Below are 18,922 nucleotides of genomic sequence, written 5' to 3' on the forward strand. Positions count from 1 at the left end.
AATAATGGCTAAAATGAAATGGGCAGTTATATCTGGAGATGGTCTACCAACCAGTGGTTTATTAACTATATTTAGAAATGCGGCTGAAATAGCCATAATGAACAATATGATAATAAATGAAATACCCACAGATCTTGGGTTTTCATGGCGACCAGATAAAGTTAAATTTTTCCCTCACGGTAATGCTGAATCACACTACCCAACATGGATGAAACTCAGTTCTTTTTATCAAAACTCAATGTGTAATGAGAACTTTGGTAGTAATTTCATTGATATAAGGAATAAAATAGCCAAATACGAATTTTTAACTGAAGCAGAGATAATGGATGTTGAAGAAAAAATAAATTTACTTTCTGAATACTATAAAGACTATTTTATTAATTGGTTTGAAAATAATAATATTGACTGGGTTTTCTGTCTGAATATGACACTTTCTGATGCTGTCCCAGTTAACCTGGCTATCCATAATGCTGCAAAAATTTATTTTGAAAAAAAAGGCCATGGTGGTGTCATTTTCTGGGAACATGATCTTTTTGGTAGCTATGCTATTTATGAAAATACCGAGAGATTATATCCAAAAAAACCTAATAAGTTGACTCCAATACCGCAGAGTAACACTCACACTAAATGGATAGTCGCATCTGAAGCACTGAGAAATGAATGTAGAGACTATCCCACGGAACTGATAGCCGATATCATTCCCAATATATTACCTTCCATAGATAAATATGGTTTAAGTGATATTCACAGTGAATTTTTAAATCAACATAATATAGTAAAGGGTTCATCGGTTATTATTGTTCCTGTAAGAGTATTTAGAGTCAAAGGTATAGAGATATCAATTAATGTTTTTGGTGCACTCATTGAAATCTATAAATCAAAAAACTCATCGCCCCCGAAGCTACTTATATTTGGGAATTTAAATGAAGATCCTGAATATGCAAACTGTCTAAAAGAGCAAGTTAATGCCTTGCATCTTAATGACGCCATTATCTTTTTAGATGAAGTTCCGCTTCAAACTTATAAGAATGAAAATAATAAATGGTTTTTAGATGAAGTAGATTTACTCATCATTTGTCATACTCTATCGGGTGCAGTTTTATTTACCCCGAATGTAGAAAATGTTGAAAGTGTCGGTTTAGGGCCAGCGCTTGCAGCCATCGCCGGTATCCCTTGTGCTGTGACAGAATATACCGCTTTCACTGAATTTTATGGCTCCGAATATCACCATATAAAAGTCAATCCTACTGATCCTGAAGATGCTGCACAACAGTTATTTGAATGGATGCGTATGCATGCTGCTGGAGATACAGAGATTAAAATGCGCTTAAACAGTAATAAACTTCTTATTCAGTCAAGATTTCCTAAAGGCCCATGGCAAGAGTTTATATATAAGCTACAAAGTGAACTATATGGATTTAATTTAAAACCATTAATTTTCAAATAAAATACTTTTTATTAGAGGACGCATAATGAACACTATAGATTCGATAACACCCGCAAAGGTGACAGAACTCCCTGATAGAGTTAACATTCTGATATTAGGCGGAGGAATGTCGGGTTTAGAATTAGCCAAACATTTAAATAATAGAGAAATTGAAAATGTTGTTGTTATAGAGGCGGGCCCCGCTGACGATTTCAATCATATAAATGCAGGCGAAGAATATCAACGAGCTAATGAGTTTTGGAAAAATGAAGACTCAGACAAATATGCTTATCGCTCATGGTGCTCTTTAAGTGAACCTCATTTTTCAAAAGGAACATGCTTACGGCGAAGAGTGGGTGGCCGATCACTTTATTGGCATGGCGTTATTTTACCAATAGAAGCCGAAATTCTTAAATATTGGCCTACAAAAATTGTCAGTGACTTAACGGAGAGCTGGTTAGAAGGCCCCCCTCTCTATACACAGGTACAGTCCGAAATCTTAGCATGGGCAGAAAAGAGCTATGATGTTGACTATTATTTTAATTTTGCTGGTTTTGAATTTAAGGTAACTCCTCAAGTTACCAGAATACTCGGGGAACCTGGCCGTTGGGAGGCTTATACCCCATTATCTTATTGGAAAGAAGATAACTCATTTAGTCGCCGCCCTCTCATTATGTCTGAATATGAAGCGGAAACCCTTATTATTAGAAATGGTAAATGTATCGGAGCTAAATTAAGAAACATAAAAAACAACAATATATATAATGTGTTAGCAGATAAATGCGTTCTTGCTTTAGGTACAATTGAAAATTCGCGTTTAGCCACTCAAGTGCTTTACGACTCTGGCAATTTGATAGAGAAAAAAATAACAGGCCTTGTTGATCATATAGTGCAAGGGTTTAATGTCACTTTTAAACACAATAAAGTTCCCGAAAAAATTGGGAAATTAATTGAGAGCCATCCAGACACTATATTTTTCAGTCCTAGTTTATCAGGGGAGAGATTTAATTTATTTTTCACTGTCAGTAGATCAAACTTTGGTATTGAATTAGAAGTATGGACGATGGGTGAGCAGATACCCTCTATTCACGGGAGTATCAGTGTAGAAGCAAGTGATGAAGTCATGCCATTAGCTATTGCGTGTGATTTCAACAATGCTGACAATACTCTAATACAAAAAGAAAAGGATGAATTAAATATATTCTGGCGTGAAGTATGTCAGGATACAAAAATCCCATTTGAACCTTTAGATTTTGAAGAAGGATTCATTATTCATGCTCGTACTATGGGAGATGTTCACAATCAGTTTTTTTCACCATCAAGGATCGCTAATTACAATGTACCCACAACCTGGATCAGCCCTCTGGGTACAGAAAATCATGAAAGTAGCACTTTACCTTTAGGTGAGATATTAAATAACAATCATGAATTTAATCATATTAAGAATCTATTTGCTATCGGCCCAAGTACATTTCCACGTCCAGGCGCAGCTAATCCATCATTAACGACACTTGCTTTATCACGTCGACTCGCTTATTTACTTAACTGACGATCCAGCTAAATTTATTACAAATTAATAAGGATATTAATTATGAAAAAACCAATTTACATCCTTGGTACAGCTTTATCACACGATGGCTCAACCTGTCTAATGAAGGATGGGGAGATTATATTTGCAATTGAAAAAGAAAGAATATCAAGAATAAAGCATGATGGATTTAATGATAATACGACTATTCAGTACTGTTTAGATGCTGCCGGTATTGAATATAATGATCTTTCATTAATTGTAGAACAAAACTCTCATAACCCACTCTTTAGCGAACAATTAGAACACCGAAAAAATAGGGCATTGCCTCCCATGGTTCCTATTATCACACTTTCCCATCATTTAGCTCATGCTTATAGCGCGGTAGGCACATCCCCATATGACGATATGGGAGTTGTTGTTATTGATGGGCATGGTGGCAGTATAGATAGTTGTAATGACATGATTGCGAATATCTCTGGCACAGATGATATCCATCTTAATAATCGGTATCGCTACTGGGAAACCTGTAGTTACTATATCTATCAAAGCGGGAAAATGTTGCCGATATTTAAAGATTTCTCTCGCTGGGTTAACAGGAAGGACAGGAAAATCTATCCCGTTTCAACATGGGAAATAGAAAATTCTATTGGGGAATTCTACGAAGGAATAGCCCTGTATATTTTTGGTGAGCTGGACTGTGCCGGTAAATTAATGGGGCTGGCTCCCTATGGAAGAGCGAATATCATTAACTGGCAGCCTTTCTTTTTCAATTCAGGGAAAGTGATATTGCGTAATGATTGGTGGGCAAATATCGACCCATTACTGAATACTCATCCGACACATTTTCAAGATAACTTCCAATATTATGCAGACCTGGCGTATTGGGCACAAAACAAACTTGAAGAAGCCTTATTTTACCTGTTCAACTATTACTATCAACTTCATCCTATGGCGAACTTTGCTTATGCCGGTGGGGTTGCGTTAAATGCCACAGCGAATGAAAAACTCATTAATGAATGTAAATTCGATAATTTATATATACAACCCGCAGCAGGTGATAATGGGCTGTCCATCGGGTGTTGTTATTATGGTTGGCTGGAAGTCCTCAAGAAAGAGCGGGTTAAACATTCTGGATCGACATATTTTGGAAAAAATTATAATGATATTAGCGTAATAACAGAACTTGAAAAATATACTGATAAAATTGAATACACTTATTGTGAAGATATTGAAGCCATGGCGGCCGATTCTATTGCGTCTGGTCAGGTTATTGCCTGGTTCCAAGGGGAATCGGAGTTTGGTCCACGCGCCTTAGGCAATAGAAGTATTCTGGCAGACCCCCGCAGCTCGCAGATGAGAGATCACATTAATGCCAATGTGAAATTTCGCGAAGATTTCCGACCTTTTGCTCCCGCGGTGTTGTATGAGAAAGTGCATGACTATTTCCATTTGAATCATGACAGTGACTACATGCTCTATATCGCCGAGGTAAAAGAACAATACCGCACGGATCTCCCCTCAATTGTCCATGTTGATGGCAGTGCTCGTGTTCAAACTGTTAAAAAAGATATCAATAGAAAATTCCATAAATTGATAACCTGTTTTTTTGAAGAGACTAAAATACCCATTTTGCTTAACACCTCGCTGAATATTAAAGGTATGCCCATTGTAGAAACACCAAAAGATGCAATTGATTTGTTTTTAAATTGTAGTTTAGATCTTTTATTTATCAATAATTATAGAGTATCGAAAAGGATAGGTTACTAACTAATAATTATATACATCATATTTTCTCGTTAAAAATTCGAGGTTTATATGCAAGGAAACATATTTCCACTTCACAAAAAAAATAACCTTAAAATAGGTATTATTCATCTATCTACAGAAGGGATTCAAATTTTTGTTGGTGGTGTCGGCTCTTATATTAGAGGGCAAATTCAAGCACTTCCTGAGATTATTGACCTATTGTCTGTTCATGACATCCAGCTGGAACCACATTTTATTGAGATTGCATATAGTAAATATAATATTTTTTTTGATGCTGATAGTCACGCACACTATATAGGAAAGATTCATGAAATGGGCGGTACATTCTCTACGGTACCCAACATGACATTAGAGAATACAGCGGGATGTTTATGGCCCTACGGTGATGCTTTTCTCGGCGATATACAAAACTGGAAAATATCTTCGGCCGCCGCCGCCGCAAAAATTATTGATATCAGTGAGAATTATGATATTACCCTGGCATTCTGCCATGAACTGCCCTTCTCATTTACGCCTTTAATTGCCAGCTTACATACTGCAACAGAAGGGATAAATTTAAAGATTATTTATGTTTCTCACGGCACCGCCTTTAATCATGAAATGCCACTACCCAATCCAGAACGGCTTATGGCTGAATCATTACCCATTCAATGGGCAAAGGTTGATGCTAATATCAAACTCGGTACTATCAGCAACTTCCTGGCTAACCATTTAGTTTCACAATATGGGGCTGATCCGAACACATTTATACCGGTTCCCGCGGGGATAAATATCAATGACCCGTGGTTCCGAATACGCAGTGAGCAAGAGATCCGCAACACTCTATCCTCTTATGGAATATCACTCGAATATCCGCTGGCTATTACATTAGGGAGAGGCGTGTATTATAAGCGCTATGATTTGTTACTGCAGGCGGCCAGTTTCCTAGGTAAAGATATCCATGCCGTTATCGTGAGTGATCCTGTTTTGCCGGAATTATCAGCATTAGCTAGCCAGTTGGATGTTCCTACTTCAATTATAAATTCGTTTGATCGCGAATTGATGGCTTGCCTAATTCAGTGGCGTAATACTCGCGTGTGTGTTCTTTCTGCCGAAAATGAACCGAATGGATTAATTCCTATCGAGTCGCGCTGGTTAGCCAGAAAGCAGGGGGCATTATTAATTGTGGCGGACTCCGGGGGGCTGAGTGAGCAGGTTAAGCACGGTATTAATGGATTCCTGCATATTCCCGGAGATGCTGCTCATCTAGCGGAGGTCATACACCATGTCTGCCAATTAACTGAGCTTGAAATGGAGACCATTCGGCAGGCAGGCGCCACACTAATAGAAGAGCAATATAACTGGAAAAGCCAGATTTTGACGCCACCGAGTAGCTTAATCCCTCAAATAGCAGCCCTGAATTGAGGCTGCTATTTCAAAGAGTTAAGTGGGCCCGCTCACTGGAGTTTGAGTTCTCCAGTGGCGGTATTCAAGAAAGCCTTTTGGCCATTATGGCTGCTTTCAAGGCAACCGGCAGCCCCCACTAACATCGGAATATCTAATTCTGTGGCCAAAATGGCACTATGAGAGAAAATATTTCCTTTACTTAAACAGATTCCTTTTACTTGCTGGCGATTCAGCCCGATCATTTGTGAAGGGAATAACTCCTCAGCTAATAGCAAAATCTCACTGTCTAGGGTAATGGAGACTGGCGGTAACCCCGTCAAATGGCCGAGAGTACGATTCAGAATATCGCGAATATCCAGTTCACGGACCCGCAGATAGTCATCATCCAGAGCCAAATAGTCTGCCGCCATGCTCATTAACTCATCCTGCAATGCCGATTCTGCTCCCACCAACTGCTGTTCTATCCGCCGATCCATCGCCAGATAGAGCTCTTCATCATCAATTAGCATGGCATGCGCATTAAAGATAGCCGCTGCCTGAGCGCTAATTTGGTGTTCTGCTTGCTGTGCCAATTGCTGTAAATCAGCCATGGTGTGGGCCAAAGCCTGATGCAAACGCAGTTGCTCGTTAGCAATTTGCCCCGCTTTAATGCTCTGCGGTAAGAATACCGGAATAGCGGGTAACCACTGGAATATGGGTGCTGTAATAGCCCCACGAGGAACCATTACACCAGTAAATCCGCTGTCAGTAGTGGAGATAGATTCGCCAAAGTGCTGATGTGCCAGTTGCATAAAAGCATCCAAGGCTTCACCCGCTTGGTCACCACTGGCTAACAAACGGATAGTATCGCCTTTGCGTACTTGTAAAATAGCGAGCTGATTCAAGCTACGTGGATTCACACATTGGCCATTCTTTTCCAGCAGTAAATCCGCGGTAAATGGCGCTAATACTTCGACCAATTTTGCTGCCGGTCGGACATGTAGCCCATTAGGATTGCGCACCACCCAACTGACACTTTGTGCATCGGGGGCCGCTTTGGTAACCGCAGTGCGGTTGGTGGTGGGTGCGCTGATATTTTCACCCAGTTGAGTGGCTTTAGCTGACAGAGCCTCCATCGCTTCAGCACGAACCTCGCTCAATGAGGCCCCAGACGAGGCGGCAACCACCGCAGCCAGAGTCCCCTCGACCAGCGGGGCTGCGCAAAGCTGCACATTTTTTGCCATCTCTGGGTCTAATAACTCCAGCGCCGTTTCAGCACTGAGTAATGCGCTGCCTAAATCCATCAGCACTAATACGCCCGAGGAGGAGTAAACCGATTCAATGGCTTCCATCACTTTAATGGCGTCCGTGCCGATAGGATGATCCACATCGTCTACACCGGCGGCCACCGCTAACTGGCAGCCCCCTTGTGTCATTTGCTGTGCCAGTTCGGCCACACCCTGAGCCAGCAGCGCGCTATGAGAAACTACAACGAGATTGACCATCTTTCCTCCTGATAACCTTATCGGCTGAGCCACATTAGTGGCTGGCAACCTGCCATAGCGCTTGCATCATCAACATTGCTGATGTCGCCCCAGGGTCTTGATGGCCAATACTTCGCTCACCAAGATAACTGGCGCGGCCTTTGCGGGCCTGCATAGTGATAGTCTCTGCCAATGCTTGCTGGGCCCTTGCGACGGTTTGCTGCAAAGCATCCACCAGCGGCACATCCTGTTGATTAGCTTGCTCAAGTTGCGAGACCACTGCCCACCAAACATCGCACATGGTTTTATCGCCTGGCTCAGCTTTGCCGCGCATCACCACCCCTTCGACCCCATCTTTAAACATCTGACAAACTGCTGGCAGATCAAGGCTTTGTTTAGCATTGGTGCTTTGGGCTGCACGAATAAAGAAAGTCCCGAATAAGGGGCCGCTAGCCCCCCCGACACTGGAAAGCAGGGTCATACCGGTGTTCTTCAAGATAAAACCAATGTCTTTATCGGCAAAAGAGGGCAGTTTCTCGACCACTTTATTAAAGCCACGATTCATATTTAGGCCGTGGTCGCCATCGCCGATGTCGGTATCCAACTGTGTCAGAAAATCTCGCTGTTCGCTAAAAACCTCAGCGCATAACTGTAACCAGCTGACAATTTGTTGTTTGGTAAGTCCCATGGTCTTCTCCTGATGCATTATTTTTTAACCAGCGCCGGTGTATTCACGGGGGCATCCCACAATGACAGCAACTCATCATCCACCTTCAACAGCGTGATGGACATGCCCTGCATATCCAGCGAGGTGCAATAAGAGCCGATCAATTTGCGCTCGATGGTCAAACCAAAATCGCTACAACAGGCCGCCAGACGATGCCAGACACCATAAAGTTCGGATAGCGGCGTCGCGCCCAAGTTATTGACCAGAGCAATGACTCGATCGCCTTTCGCCAGTGGTTGCTTAGTCTGGCGTGTTTCACTCCAGTCTTCTGCTTGTCTGTCCCAGTGGCGCAATGTGCGCTGGTAGCTACCGTGGTCAATCAAGGTCTGGAACATCGCATCCACAGTATCATTCAAAGAGATAAACGGCCGCCGTTCGATACCGGGTTCGCCATGAATCCCCACCCCAAATTCCATCTCGTTTTCAGCTAAGGTAAAGGATGGTTTACCCGCCGCAGGCACTGTACAGGCCCCGAGCGCGATACCAATTGAGTGCCCCTGATTGTTGATTTTCTGGCCGAGCGCTACACATTCATCCAGTGAATCACCACGGACCGCCGCGGCACCGAGTAGTTTTTCAATAATGACTGTATTGGCTACCCCGCGCCGCCCGGCGGTGTACAGGCTGTCTTTGACGGCGACATCATCATCAATCACCAGGGTACCAACCGCCGTTCCACCGGCATGTAACAACTCTGCCGCCGTTTCAAAGTTCAGAATATCGCCAGTGTAATTTTTAATTAGCATCAGCACGCCCTGCCCGCCATCAATGGCTTGGCCACACTCATACATTTGATCTGGAGTCGGTGAGGTGAAAATCTCACCTGGGCAAGCACCATCCAGCATACCTTCGCCAATAAAACCACAATGCATGGGTTCATGGCCGCTGCCACCACCAGACATCAAAGCGACTTTCCCTATCACCGGTGCGTCTGCCCGAGTGATAAAAAGCGGTTCCTGATGCAATACCAGCTCAGGATGGGCTTCAACCAACCCCTTAATTTGTTCCTGCAATACACTCTCAACGCTGTTAATTAATTTTTTCATTTTATGCTCCGCGAACGGGAATGCCTGGCAAATAGGGTTGCCGATGATGAGAAACACCGGCAAACTCAGTCAGTTAGCTTGTCTATCAATTAGCTTGTCTGCCATGCAAGTTAATTGAGGAAAGCCTGACCTAAACGGTCTGCCACAATAATAGCGGCATAAACGCTGTCTGCTGTGACGGCGAACGGCATGTTGTGAATAGTTTCACCCTCGGCACAGCTGGCCTCGGCGACTGCACGAATTTTGCGCTCGATATCTTGTGAAACCCCCATTTCGGCCAATGTGATGGGTAAACCTAATTGTTGGCAGAATGAAAGCACGGTTTCGATCTCTTCCATACTGCTGTTCTGAAGCACAAGCTGCGCCAAGGTGCCGAAAGCCACTTTCTCACCGTGATACAGATGGTGACACTCTTCCAATACAGTGAAGCCATTATGAATGGCGTGGGCCGCCGCTAAGCCACTACTTTCAAAGCCAATGCCACTCAAATAAGTATTGGCTTCTATGATGCGTTCTACCGCTTCGGTGACCACGCCTGCTTCCACCGCCAACTTAGCTTTGTAACCTTCTGCCAGCAGGGTTTCGTAGCATAAACGGGCCAGAGTCACTGCGGCTAATGTCGACGCTCCACCGGCCATGCTGATAGCTTTGGCATCGAAACAGGCTTGCGCTTCAAAGTAGGTCGAGAGCGCGTCACCCATACCGGCGACCAGCAAGCGCACTGGCGCTTTGGCAATAATCGCGGTATCCATCAGTACAATGTCGGGGTTTTTGGGGTAAATCAGATACTCGGCGAATTCGCCCTGTTCGGTATAAATCACTGATAACGCACTGGTTGGTGCATCGGTAGAAGCAATGGTGGGCACCACAATCACTGGGATGTGCTGATAGTGAGCAATCGCTTTAGCTGTATCGAGGGTTTTCCCGCCACCAATACCAATCACACCATTACAGTGATTTTTTTTCAGCTCAACCGTTAGACGCTCAATTTCGTGACGGGAACACTCGCCGTTAAAGCGGCTGAAATGATTTTCTAGCTCACTGGCTTGTAGACTGGTGCCAACAGCATCTGCCGTTAGCTTCATGACAAAATCATCGGCAATAATAAAATAGTTATTAGCCAGTAACTTAGCGAATTCACCAATGGACTGTAGTGCATTGGCACCTTGAATATATTTAGACGGAGATTGAATGACTTTCAGCATACCTTGCTCCTGTAGCGTAACAGATAGTGTAAGAATGAATCTTTTTTAGGGTTAATTTGATGAAACTAGAACCACTATAAGCGCAAAAAACAGGCTGAGAATCGAATGTGAAAACGTTCCATAATGAAACGATGATAGGTCAATGGTGTTTCATTATGGAACGAAAACGTCAGCAATGTGAGGAGGAAGAGAGGTAGTGCACAAAATGCTTTGGCAACACCAAGATGAATAAAGGTCATTGGGTGTTGCGCAAAAAAAAAACAGCCCCAATAATGGGGCTGCGGAGGTGACTTCAGGTGCGATAACACACCACTATCTGTTATTCACTGACCGGTTCATCATGTGACTTTACTTTAGGTTCCGGGTTCATGCAGCTGTAAATCACAGGCAGCACCAGTAATGTCAGCACGGTAGCAAAGCCCAGACCGAACATAATGACCACCGCCATACTTTGGAAGAAAGCATCGCTAAGCAGCGGAGCCAGCCCCAACACCGTGGTAAATGCAGTTAACATAATTGGGCGCAAACGCGCAGTAGAAGCATCAATAATGGCATCACGCAGCGGTTTTTCCTGCCGCTGTAAGCCAATTTCTTCCACCAGCACAATACCGTTACGGATCAACATCCCACTCAGACTTAACAGCCCCAATAAGGCCATAAAGCCAAAAGGAATACCGGTTAGCAAGAAGCCCACCGTCACACCAATCAGCGCCAATGGCACCGTCAGCCAGATAGCCAGCGCGTTACGCACCGAGCTAAACATCAAAACGGTCACCACAAACATAATCAGGAATGCTATCGGTAAACTGATGAAAATACCGCGTTGTGCTTCCTTGGTACTTTCATAGTCACCGCCCCATTCAAGCTCATAGCCACGTGGCAATTGAACCGCTTCCACACCCGGTCTGATGCGCCGCAATAACTCAGCTGAAGTTTCGCCGCCCTGCTGAGTTGGATCCGTCTGCACCGTCAATGTCCGTTTGCGATCTAAACGCATAATCAGTGGGTCCTCCCACTCGGTTTCAAAGCTGGTGACGACGTTATCTATCGGGATAAAGGCTTGTCGCGCCTGACTCCAAACCATCACATCATTCAGCCGTTCGGCATTGAGCCGCTCGGAATCTGGCGTGCGCAGGACAATCGGCATCAGACGGGTGCCATCGCGGTATAAGCCGACCGGCAAGCCCCCAAAGCTCATGCGCAATGTGCCATCAACCTCGCGTTTATCCACCCCCAGCTCGCGGCCCAGATAATCTGAGAATTGTGGCCGGATCATTTTGCTACGATCTTGCCAGTCATGCCGTGCGCCATCCGCCATCGGATCAGCAATGATCGCTTTCTCCGCCTGTGCGGCCAGACTGCGTAACACCTCTGGATCCGGGCCAATAAAGCGAGCTTCAATGGAACTGTTGTTTGACGGCCCGAACATGATACGTTTTATCTGCGCATCAACTTGCGGGTATTCGTCATGCATATAGGCTTCGATTTCATTAATCAAACCCGGGATTTGGTCTAGCTGTTCAGTCCGAACCATCACCTGCGCATAGTTAGGATAATGACGCTGGGCGTTATATGTCAGCATAAAGCGCATCGCGCCCTGACCTATCGTCGCCATGGTGTCAGCCACCCCTTTTTGCTGCTTGATATACTGTTCGACCTTATTGGCTACTCCTTCGGTATAACTGATATCCGTGCCATTAGGCAGCCAAATATCAACAAAGAAAATAGGCGTGTTTGATGGCGGGAAGAAGCTCTGGCGAACATGACCAAAGCCCACGACCGAGGCCACTAACATTGCTGCCAGCAGGACCAACGTTACCGCACGATATTGCAGTAATTTATTCAGCACCACACGATAATAGCGGAACAGCCAGCCATCATAAGGTTGCTTGGCGGGTTTATCAGCATCCACTTTCGCCGGTTTTTGGTTCTGGAATGCCCACTTGGAGAATACCGGCGTCAGCGTCAATGCAGTAATCCAGCTCAACATCAGCGAGATCAATAACACTTGGAATAGCGATTTACAGTATTCACCGGTTGCATCGTTGGACAAGCCAATCGGGGCAAAAGCTAAGATGGCAATCACAGTCGCGCCTAACAGCGGCATCATCGAGCGCTTCACTACATTGCTGATCGCCGTAGAGAGGCTTTCACCTCGCTGGCGGCCAACCACAATCCCCTCCACCACCACAATGGCGTTGTCCACCAGCATACTGAGCGCGATAATCAGCGCCCCTAACGACACCCGCTGTAGCTCAATATTAAACAGCCACATAATGAGCAAGGTGCCGAGTACGTTCAGCGCTAGCGAGATGGCAATCACGACGCCACTGCGCACCCCCATGAAAATCAACAGGGTGACAACAACAATCAACAGTGCTAGCAGGAAGTTAAGAATAAAGCCATTGACCGCCCCTTCAACTTCATGGGACTGATCATAAAACACATTGATATGCATGCCGGATGGGCGCTCGCCTTCCAACTGCGCCAATCGGGCTTTAATGGCATTACCCACATTCACCACGTTGACATTCGGGGCGAATGAGATCCCTAGCGCCAATGCTGGCTTACCATTAGCACGGTAAATATTGGTCGGTGAATGACCAAAACCTTGTGTCACGGTCGCGATATCACGTAAATAGACACTTTTCGGGCTGCCGGGCTGGCTAACCAATAAGTTCCCTAGCTCTTGGACGCTTTGGAATTCACCGGTTGGATGCAAACGAATCGACTCACTGCCCACCTGTAGCTGGCCCGCATCGGACACCACGTTCTGGCGCGCAAGTAAATCGGATAACTGCTGCGGCGTAATGCCCGCCGCGGTCATCTGGGCGCGAGAAATCTCGACCTGAACTTCTTCAGGTAAGATACCGACGATCCCCACTTTCCCCACACCCGGCACCAGTACCAGCTCACGCCGCAGTTGCTCGGCGAAGTTGCGTAAATCCTGATTGCTGTAGCCATCCCCAGTGAGTGAGAAGAAGAAGCCGTAGACATCGCCGAAGTCGTCGTTGACCATCGGCGCACTGGCCCCCGGTGGCAGCCGCACGCTGTTATCATTTATCTTACGTCGCAATTCATCCCAGATTTGCGGTAACTCATTCGCACCATATTGCGCACGAATATTGATAGTAATTTGGGACAAACCCGCACTGGAAATGGACGTCACATCATCAACATAAGAGAGTTCCTGAATGGCATTCTCCAGAGGTAACGTGACCTCCTCCTCAACCTGCTGCGCGGACGCACCATCATAACGAGTAACAACTACCGCTGTTTTGATGGTAAAAGCGGGGTCTTCCAACCTGCCTATATTGAGATAGGCAATAATACCCCCAATACCCAGCAACAAAATTGTTAGCCAGATACGGGTACTATTATTGATGTAGTTATCAAGCAGTTTCATTAGAGACCCCGCTCACGTACCCAAGCCCGGACAACTTGATTTGGGCGAAGCTCACCGGTGCCTGCGGCGACAATCTGCTCACCATCAGCCAACCCCGAAGTGATTTGAATCCCGTTCGCTGTCAATTGGCCCACTTGCACTTTGCGTTCCTCAACGTGCATCTGGCCTTCATCATTTTTGATGACCCAAACCCGAGCATCATTCAACTGGGCGCTATCCGGGTTAAATACCGCTTCGACTGGCACGACAATCGTCGGGTGGTCAGTCCCTGACAGATTGCCAGAGTTAATTCTTACCCGCCCACTGATACCAGAAAGCAATGGCATATCCGCCGGACGCTTCATCGTCAGTGTCACTTGGAACGTTTGGGAAGCCGAGGTTGTCGAGGTGGTATGTTCTTTATATTCAGCAATAAATTCACGCCCCGGCATATGGTTAAGCAATACCGTCGGTTTGTAGTTGCGGTTGCTAATATCGAGCGTGGTAAACAGACGCTCTGGCACACTGAAGACCACATCCAGCGTATCCAAGGCGCTTAATGTCGCCACCGCCTGGCCTGGGGCCATGACCTGATGGTTACGCGCATTAACATTGGCGATAATGCCATCGAATGGGGCGGTAATAGTGGCGTCACTGAGTTCTTTTTGCGCAATTTCCAACCCCGCACGTGCAGATTCCATCTCAGCGCGGCGAACATCTAGCTCGGCGCGTGAAACAGCTCTTTGCCCTTGCAAGGTATTGAAGCGGTTAAATTGATCTCGTGCCAGGTTAAAGGTGGATTGACGATCCCTGACTCGCAAAGTCAGATCAGTGTCATTCAGCTTGGCGATAACCTGTCCTTTTTTCACCTGCTCACCTTCGCGCACCAATAACTGTTGCAGTTGCCCACTGCGTTTAAAGGAAAGCTGAGTTTCATCACCCGCTTGTAACCGTGCCGGGAAATAACGTGTCCCATTTTGGCCACTGTCTTCCACGATAAATATTTTTACCGGGCGCACACTTTCCACGACTTCTGGGGGAGTTCGGTCGCAAGCTGCGAGCAGAAACGTTAATAGCAAGGTGATGGCTGTTTTTATCTTCACTATAAGATCTCGTATGAGTCAGGTTTTCAAAATTATTGCAGATTAGTTATTCACACTTTTTATCTGTTTTCTGGGCTACTGTTCTGTGACATACAGCGCGCACCAGCATTTTTATGCCCTAAATAATTCGAGTTGCAGGAAGGCGGCGATTAAGCGAGTCCCCCTGAAGCTTACTGACTTTAAGGTCAACGACCAGTAAGTGACTGGGGTGAACGAAAGCAGCCAACACACATGCAGCTTGAAGTATGACGGGTATATCAGTGTGATTAATAATCTCCCTGTAGATATTCCTAAAAGTAGATCAGCACAATTAGTGCTGAAATGGGTAGTGTTATTTACGTGAAAAGTAAAGATAAGTTAACGGAGAAATAGCCAATAGCGAAATAGCATGACTCTGCTACTCACTATCGGCTATTTTTTAATCAAAACTCCCCAATGGCTTCAAGGCCGAAACATATCCCCAAAGTCATTGGAGCCACAGGTAGGCAGCCAGCAAACGCATCCCGATGAATCTATTCATTTAAGGTCAACGACCAGTAAGTGATTCGGGTAAGTACGCGCAGCTAACAACCCAGTGGCTTCAAGGCCGCAGGGGATTAGTAGTCGACGGCATCCCGGGTGATTGGACACGTCATACAGTGACCGCCCCCGCGCCCGCGGCCTAATTCACTGCCGACGATCTCAATCACTTCAACCCCTTCTTTACGTAACTGGGTATTGGTTTTGGTATTACGGTCATAAGCCAGCACCACACCTGGCTCCAGTGCGACCATGTTATTACCGCTGTCCCACTGCTGGCGCTCGGTGTCGTAATCATTCCCTTCAGTTTCAACCACCCGCAGTTTTTTCAGGTTCAATGCCCCCGCCACCGCCTCGACAAAGGTGCCTTTATCGCGGCTTAATTTAATGCCGGTCGGGCCATTGTCTGGGCGCAGTGAGAAGGTTTGAATCTGATTAACAATCGCCGGATAGAGGGTCACTACATCGCGGTCACAGAAAGTGAATACGGTATCTAAGTGCATGGCAGCACGCAGTTTTGGCATGGCGGCAATCATCACGCGCTCAACTTGCCCTGCGCTATCTTTAAATAACGATTGAGCTAACTGAGTAATGGCTTGATGAGACGTGCGCTCACTCATCCCGATTAATACAGTTTTATTGCCAATCGGCATTACATCGCCCCCTTCCAGGGTCGCGCTACCGTGATGCTGCGTTGGATCCCCCCACCACACTTTCACATTGGCGTCGCCAAAATCGGGGTGGAATTTATAGATAGCCGTGGTCAGGATAGTTTCTTCATGACGCGCAGGCCAATACAGAGGGTTCAGCGTCACACCACCATAAATCCAACATGTGGTATCGCGGGTGTAAAGGGTATTTGGTAGCGGCGGCAACAGGTATTCCGTGATACCCACGGCTTCGCGGATCAACTTCAGTTCTTCTTTATCGCATTTGCCGTCTTTATGCAGCTCGGTGGTCGATAGGCCGCCAATCAGCACTTCAGCTAATACTCGTGGCTCCAGACTTTCCAAATAGCTGCGAGTTTCTTGCAGAATGCCCAGTGATACTTCATTTGGCACAATTTGCTGATCCAGAATCCACTTTTTTGCGGCCGGAATAGCCACAGTTTCGGCCAGCAGATTATGCATCTCAACCACATCAACACCGCGTTCGCGCATTTTGGTCATAAAATCAAAATGGTCGCGTTTGGCTCTTTCTACCCATAGAACATCATCAAATAATAATTCATCACAATTACTTGGGGTCAGGCGGTTATGAGCACGTCCCGGTGCGCAAACCATCACTTTATGCAACTTTCCAACTTCAGAGTGAACGCCGAATTTGGTCTTGCCGTGAGTTTTCTTAGATTTATCTGACATAAGAGCTCCAATCAATTATATGGTGATAATTCCGGTGGCAATGCTATAAATCGCCGCGACCGCAGCCACAATCAGAACAATAAACAGGATTCTTTCGTAGCTATTAAACGCTTTTTGATGCTGTTCACGTTTAGCAATCAGATACAAAATCGTGCCTGGGCCGTAAATAATGGCCGACAGCAGCAAGTATTTCATACCACCTGCGTAAATCATCAGTGCTGAGTAGAAAGTGGCGATAATGGCAAAGATTAAATCTTTTCTATGGCCCTTCTTGTCGGTTTCATAAGTTTCACCAGTCCATGCCAATTTCAGGCCATAAGCCCCCACCAGCAGATAAGGGATCAACGTTAATGAGCTGGTTAATTCTAATGCGAGCTGGAAAGCATAATCGGTAAACAGTGTCAGAATTAAGAACACTTGAATAAAGATATTGGTCAACCATACTGCCGCGGAAGGAACAGAATTACTGTTTTCAGTCGCAAACACTTTCGGCATGCTTTTACTCTTAGCTGCTGAGAATAGCACTTCGGCTGCCAGCAGTGACCAAGATAAATAAGCACCTAATACAGAGATAATCAGACCCACACTAATGAAGATCGCCCCCCAGCGCCCCACAATCGCTTCCAGTACACCGGCCATGGATGGCTGGCGCAATGCCGCCAAGTCAGGGCGGAGCAGTACACCGTAAGACAACATGGTGATCAACACCAACAGGCACAGTACACCAATAAAGCCCAGAACAGTGGCGATACCGACATGACTACGTTCTTTGGCATAACGCGAATAAACGCTCGCGCCTTCAATACCTAAGAACACAAATACTGTCACCAACATGGTGCTACGAACTTGTGAGAATAACGATTCTGGTTCAGTCACCGCTGGCATCACTGCCGCAGCATGACCAACATAGCCGTAGTCATTCAGATGGGATAAATCAACACTCTTAACCACATCTGGCGTACCCCAGAAATTCAGTGCAAACACATCACCTTTAAAGGCGAAAATCAGCACGATGACAAAAATGAAGATAGGAATTATTTTTGCGAAGGTAGCAATGGTATTAATCGCCGCAGCTTCTTTAACACCTCGCAATATCAGAATATGGAATCCCCAGAGAATAACGGAGGCCACTAATACCGCTGGAATAGTATTACCGTCACCAAATATAGGGAAAAATGCCCCTAAGGTTGATTTGATCAGCACAAAGTAAGAAACGTTACCAATACAAGTACCGGCCCAAAAACCTAATGCTGCGGCAAAACCAAGATAATCCCCGAAGCCCTCTTTTGCATAAATGAATACACCGGAATCCAGATTAGGTTTACGTTGCGCTAATGTTTGAAAAACAAACGCCAGCATTAACATACCACCACCAGCGATACACCAGGCGATAAGCGCACCAAACCCACCAGTTGCCCGCCCGAAAGTTGCTGGTAATGAAAATATGCCGGCACCGATCATTGAACCAACCACTAAAGACGTTAGGGCCGGTAGAGATAATTTATTCGTAGATGAATTGGCCATGATGTTCTCAATGACGTTGGATAAATTAAGTTAAATGTCGATTCTGTTTACCCTAAAAACAGATTCACCTGAACCCGCTTACCGATATAAATACATATTTATCATAGCTTCCTTTAAAACTATTGCATAATACTCGAAAAGTAGACCAAAGCTTAAAATGTGTAAATTCCTGAAAAAATTATCACATACATCAGAATTATCTAATAGTGATCTAAGTCATCCTTTCACATATTCAAAGAAAAGCTCCCCAGTTTAATTCACTGAATAAAAGCTATTCCATTAGCATACAAATCTGTTTTCTTTAAATACATCATTTAGGACAATTCCAATAGGGGCAAACTTTCAATTCTGTAGGTAGGAATATAATTAATGCTATCTTGCTCTCGATAATGCCATAGTCTAAGATTAGTAATTAACCTTAAAAAAAATAATTAAATAACCATTTATATTCAATTGGTTACAAAACATCCCCGCTGTGA

General features: G+C 45.2%; 12 protein-coding genes. 4 read left to right on the top strand and 8 right to left on the bottom strand.

All coding sequences use genetic code 11. The annotated features are described in order from the left end of the window. Positions 1-4 precede the first annotated feature (4 nt). Genes DX162_RS03135 through DX162_RS03150 form a run of 4 tightly spaced genes read left to right on the top strand, consistent with a single transcriptional unit; the run spans position 5 to position 6,128 of the window. Complete coding sequence (locus tag DX162_RS03135; protein WP_004389359.1) at positions 5-1,447, top strand: glycosyltransferase; 1,443 nt, start codon at positions 5-7, stop codon at positions 1,445-1,447. A 25-nt stretch (positions 1,448-1,472) separates the two neighbouring features. Then, positions 1,473-2,975, top strand: a complete 1,503-nt coding sequence (locus DX162_RS03140; RefSeq protein ID WP_004389358.1) for a GMC family oxidoreductase — start codon at positions 1,473-1,475, stop codon at positions 2,973-2,975. A gap of 42 nt (positions 2,976-3,017) precedes the next feature. Next, complete coding sequence (locus DX162_RS03145) at positions 3,018-4,724, top strand: carbamoyltransferase family protein (protein WP_098080999.1); 1,707 nt, start codon at positions 3,018-3,020, stop codon at positions 4,722-4,724. Positions 4,725-4,772: 48 nt separating this feature from the next. Further along, complete coding sequence (locus DX162_RS03150; protein WP_172460424.1) at positions 4,773-6,128, top strand: glycosyltransferase family 4 protein; 1,356 nt, start codon at positions 4,773-4,775, stop codon at positions 6,126-6,128. A 32-nt stretch (positions 6,129-6,160) separates the two neighbouring features. Here the strand turns inward: DX162_RS03150 and dhaM are convergent, their stop codons facing one another. The 8 genes from dhaM to DX162_RS03190 all read right to left on the bottom strand — a co-directional run bounded on the left by dhaM (position 6,161) and on the right by DX162_RS03190 (position 18,443). After that, positions 6,161-7,594, bottom strand: a complete 1,434-nt coding sequence (gene dhaM, locus DX162_RS03155) for a dihydroxyacetone kinase phosphoryl donor subunit DhaM (protein ID WP_004389354.1) — start codon at positions 7,592-7,594, stop codon at positions 6,161-6,163. Positions 7,595-7,628: 34 nt separating this feature from the next. Further along, positions 7,629-8,261, bottom strand: a complete 633-nt coding sequence (gene dhaL / locus DX162_RS03160; RefSeq protein ID WP_032819334.1) for a dihydroxyacetone kinase subunit DhaL — start codon at positions 8,259-8,261, stop codon at positions 7,629-7,631. 17 nt (positions 8,262-8,278) lie between these two features. Continuing rightward, the gene (dhaK, locus tag DX162_RS03165; protein ID WP_032819332.1) at positions 8,279-9,346 is read right to left on the bottom strand and encodes a dihydroxyacetone kinase subunit DhaK; all 1,068 of its coding nucleotides are present in this window, start codon (positions 9,344-9,346) and stop codon (positions 8,279-8,281) included. A gap of 110 nt (positions 9,347-9,456) precedes the next feature. Further along, complete coding sequence (locus DX162_RS03170) at positions 9,457-10,551, bottom strand: glycerol dehydrogenase (protein ID WP_004389352.1); 1,095 nt, start codon at positions 10,549-10,551, stop codon at positions 9,457-9,459. A gap of 319 nt (positions 10,552-10,870) precedes the next feature. Further along, a complete protein-coding gene (locus DX162_RS03175) occupies positions 10,871-13,957 on the bottom strand; it encodes an efflux RND transporter permease subunit (RefSeq protein WP_004389351.1) in 3,087 nt (1,028 codons plus the stop codon). Further along, on the bottom strand, positions 13,957-15,039 hold the full coding sequence (locus DX162_RS03180; RefSeq protein ID WP_032819330.1) for an efflux RND transporter periplasmic adaptor subunit: 1,083 nt from the start codon (positions 15,037-15,039) through the stop codon (positions 13,957-13,959). The genes DX162_RS03175 and DX162_RS03180 overlap by 1 nt, the downstream gene beginning before the upstream one ends. A 596-nt stretch (positions 15,040-15,635) precedes the next feature. After that, a complete protein-coding gene (arcA, locus tag DX162_RS03185; protein WP_004389349.1) occupies positions 15,636-16,919 on the bottom strand; it encodes an arginine deiminase in 1,284 nt (427 codons plus the stop codon). Between the two features lie 15 nt (positions 16,920-16,934). Then, positions 16,935-18,443 (bottom strand): amino acid permease, encoded by a 1,509-nt coding sequence (locus tag DX162_RS03190; RefSeq protein ID WP_115155835.1) that lies wholly within the window; start codon positions 18,441-18,443, stop codon positions 16,935-16,937. Positions 18,444-18,922: the final 479 nt, after the last annotated feature.

It is taken from the genome of Yersinia kristensenii, from assembly GCF_900460525.1.
Lineage (GTDB): Bacteria > Pseudomonadota > Gammaproteobacteria > Enterobacterales > Enterobacteriaceae > Yersinia > Yersinia kristensenii.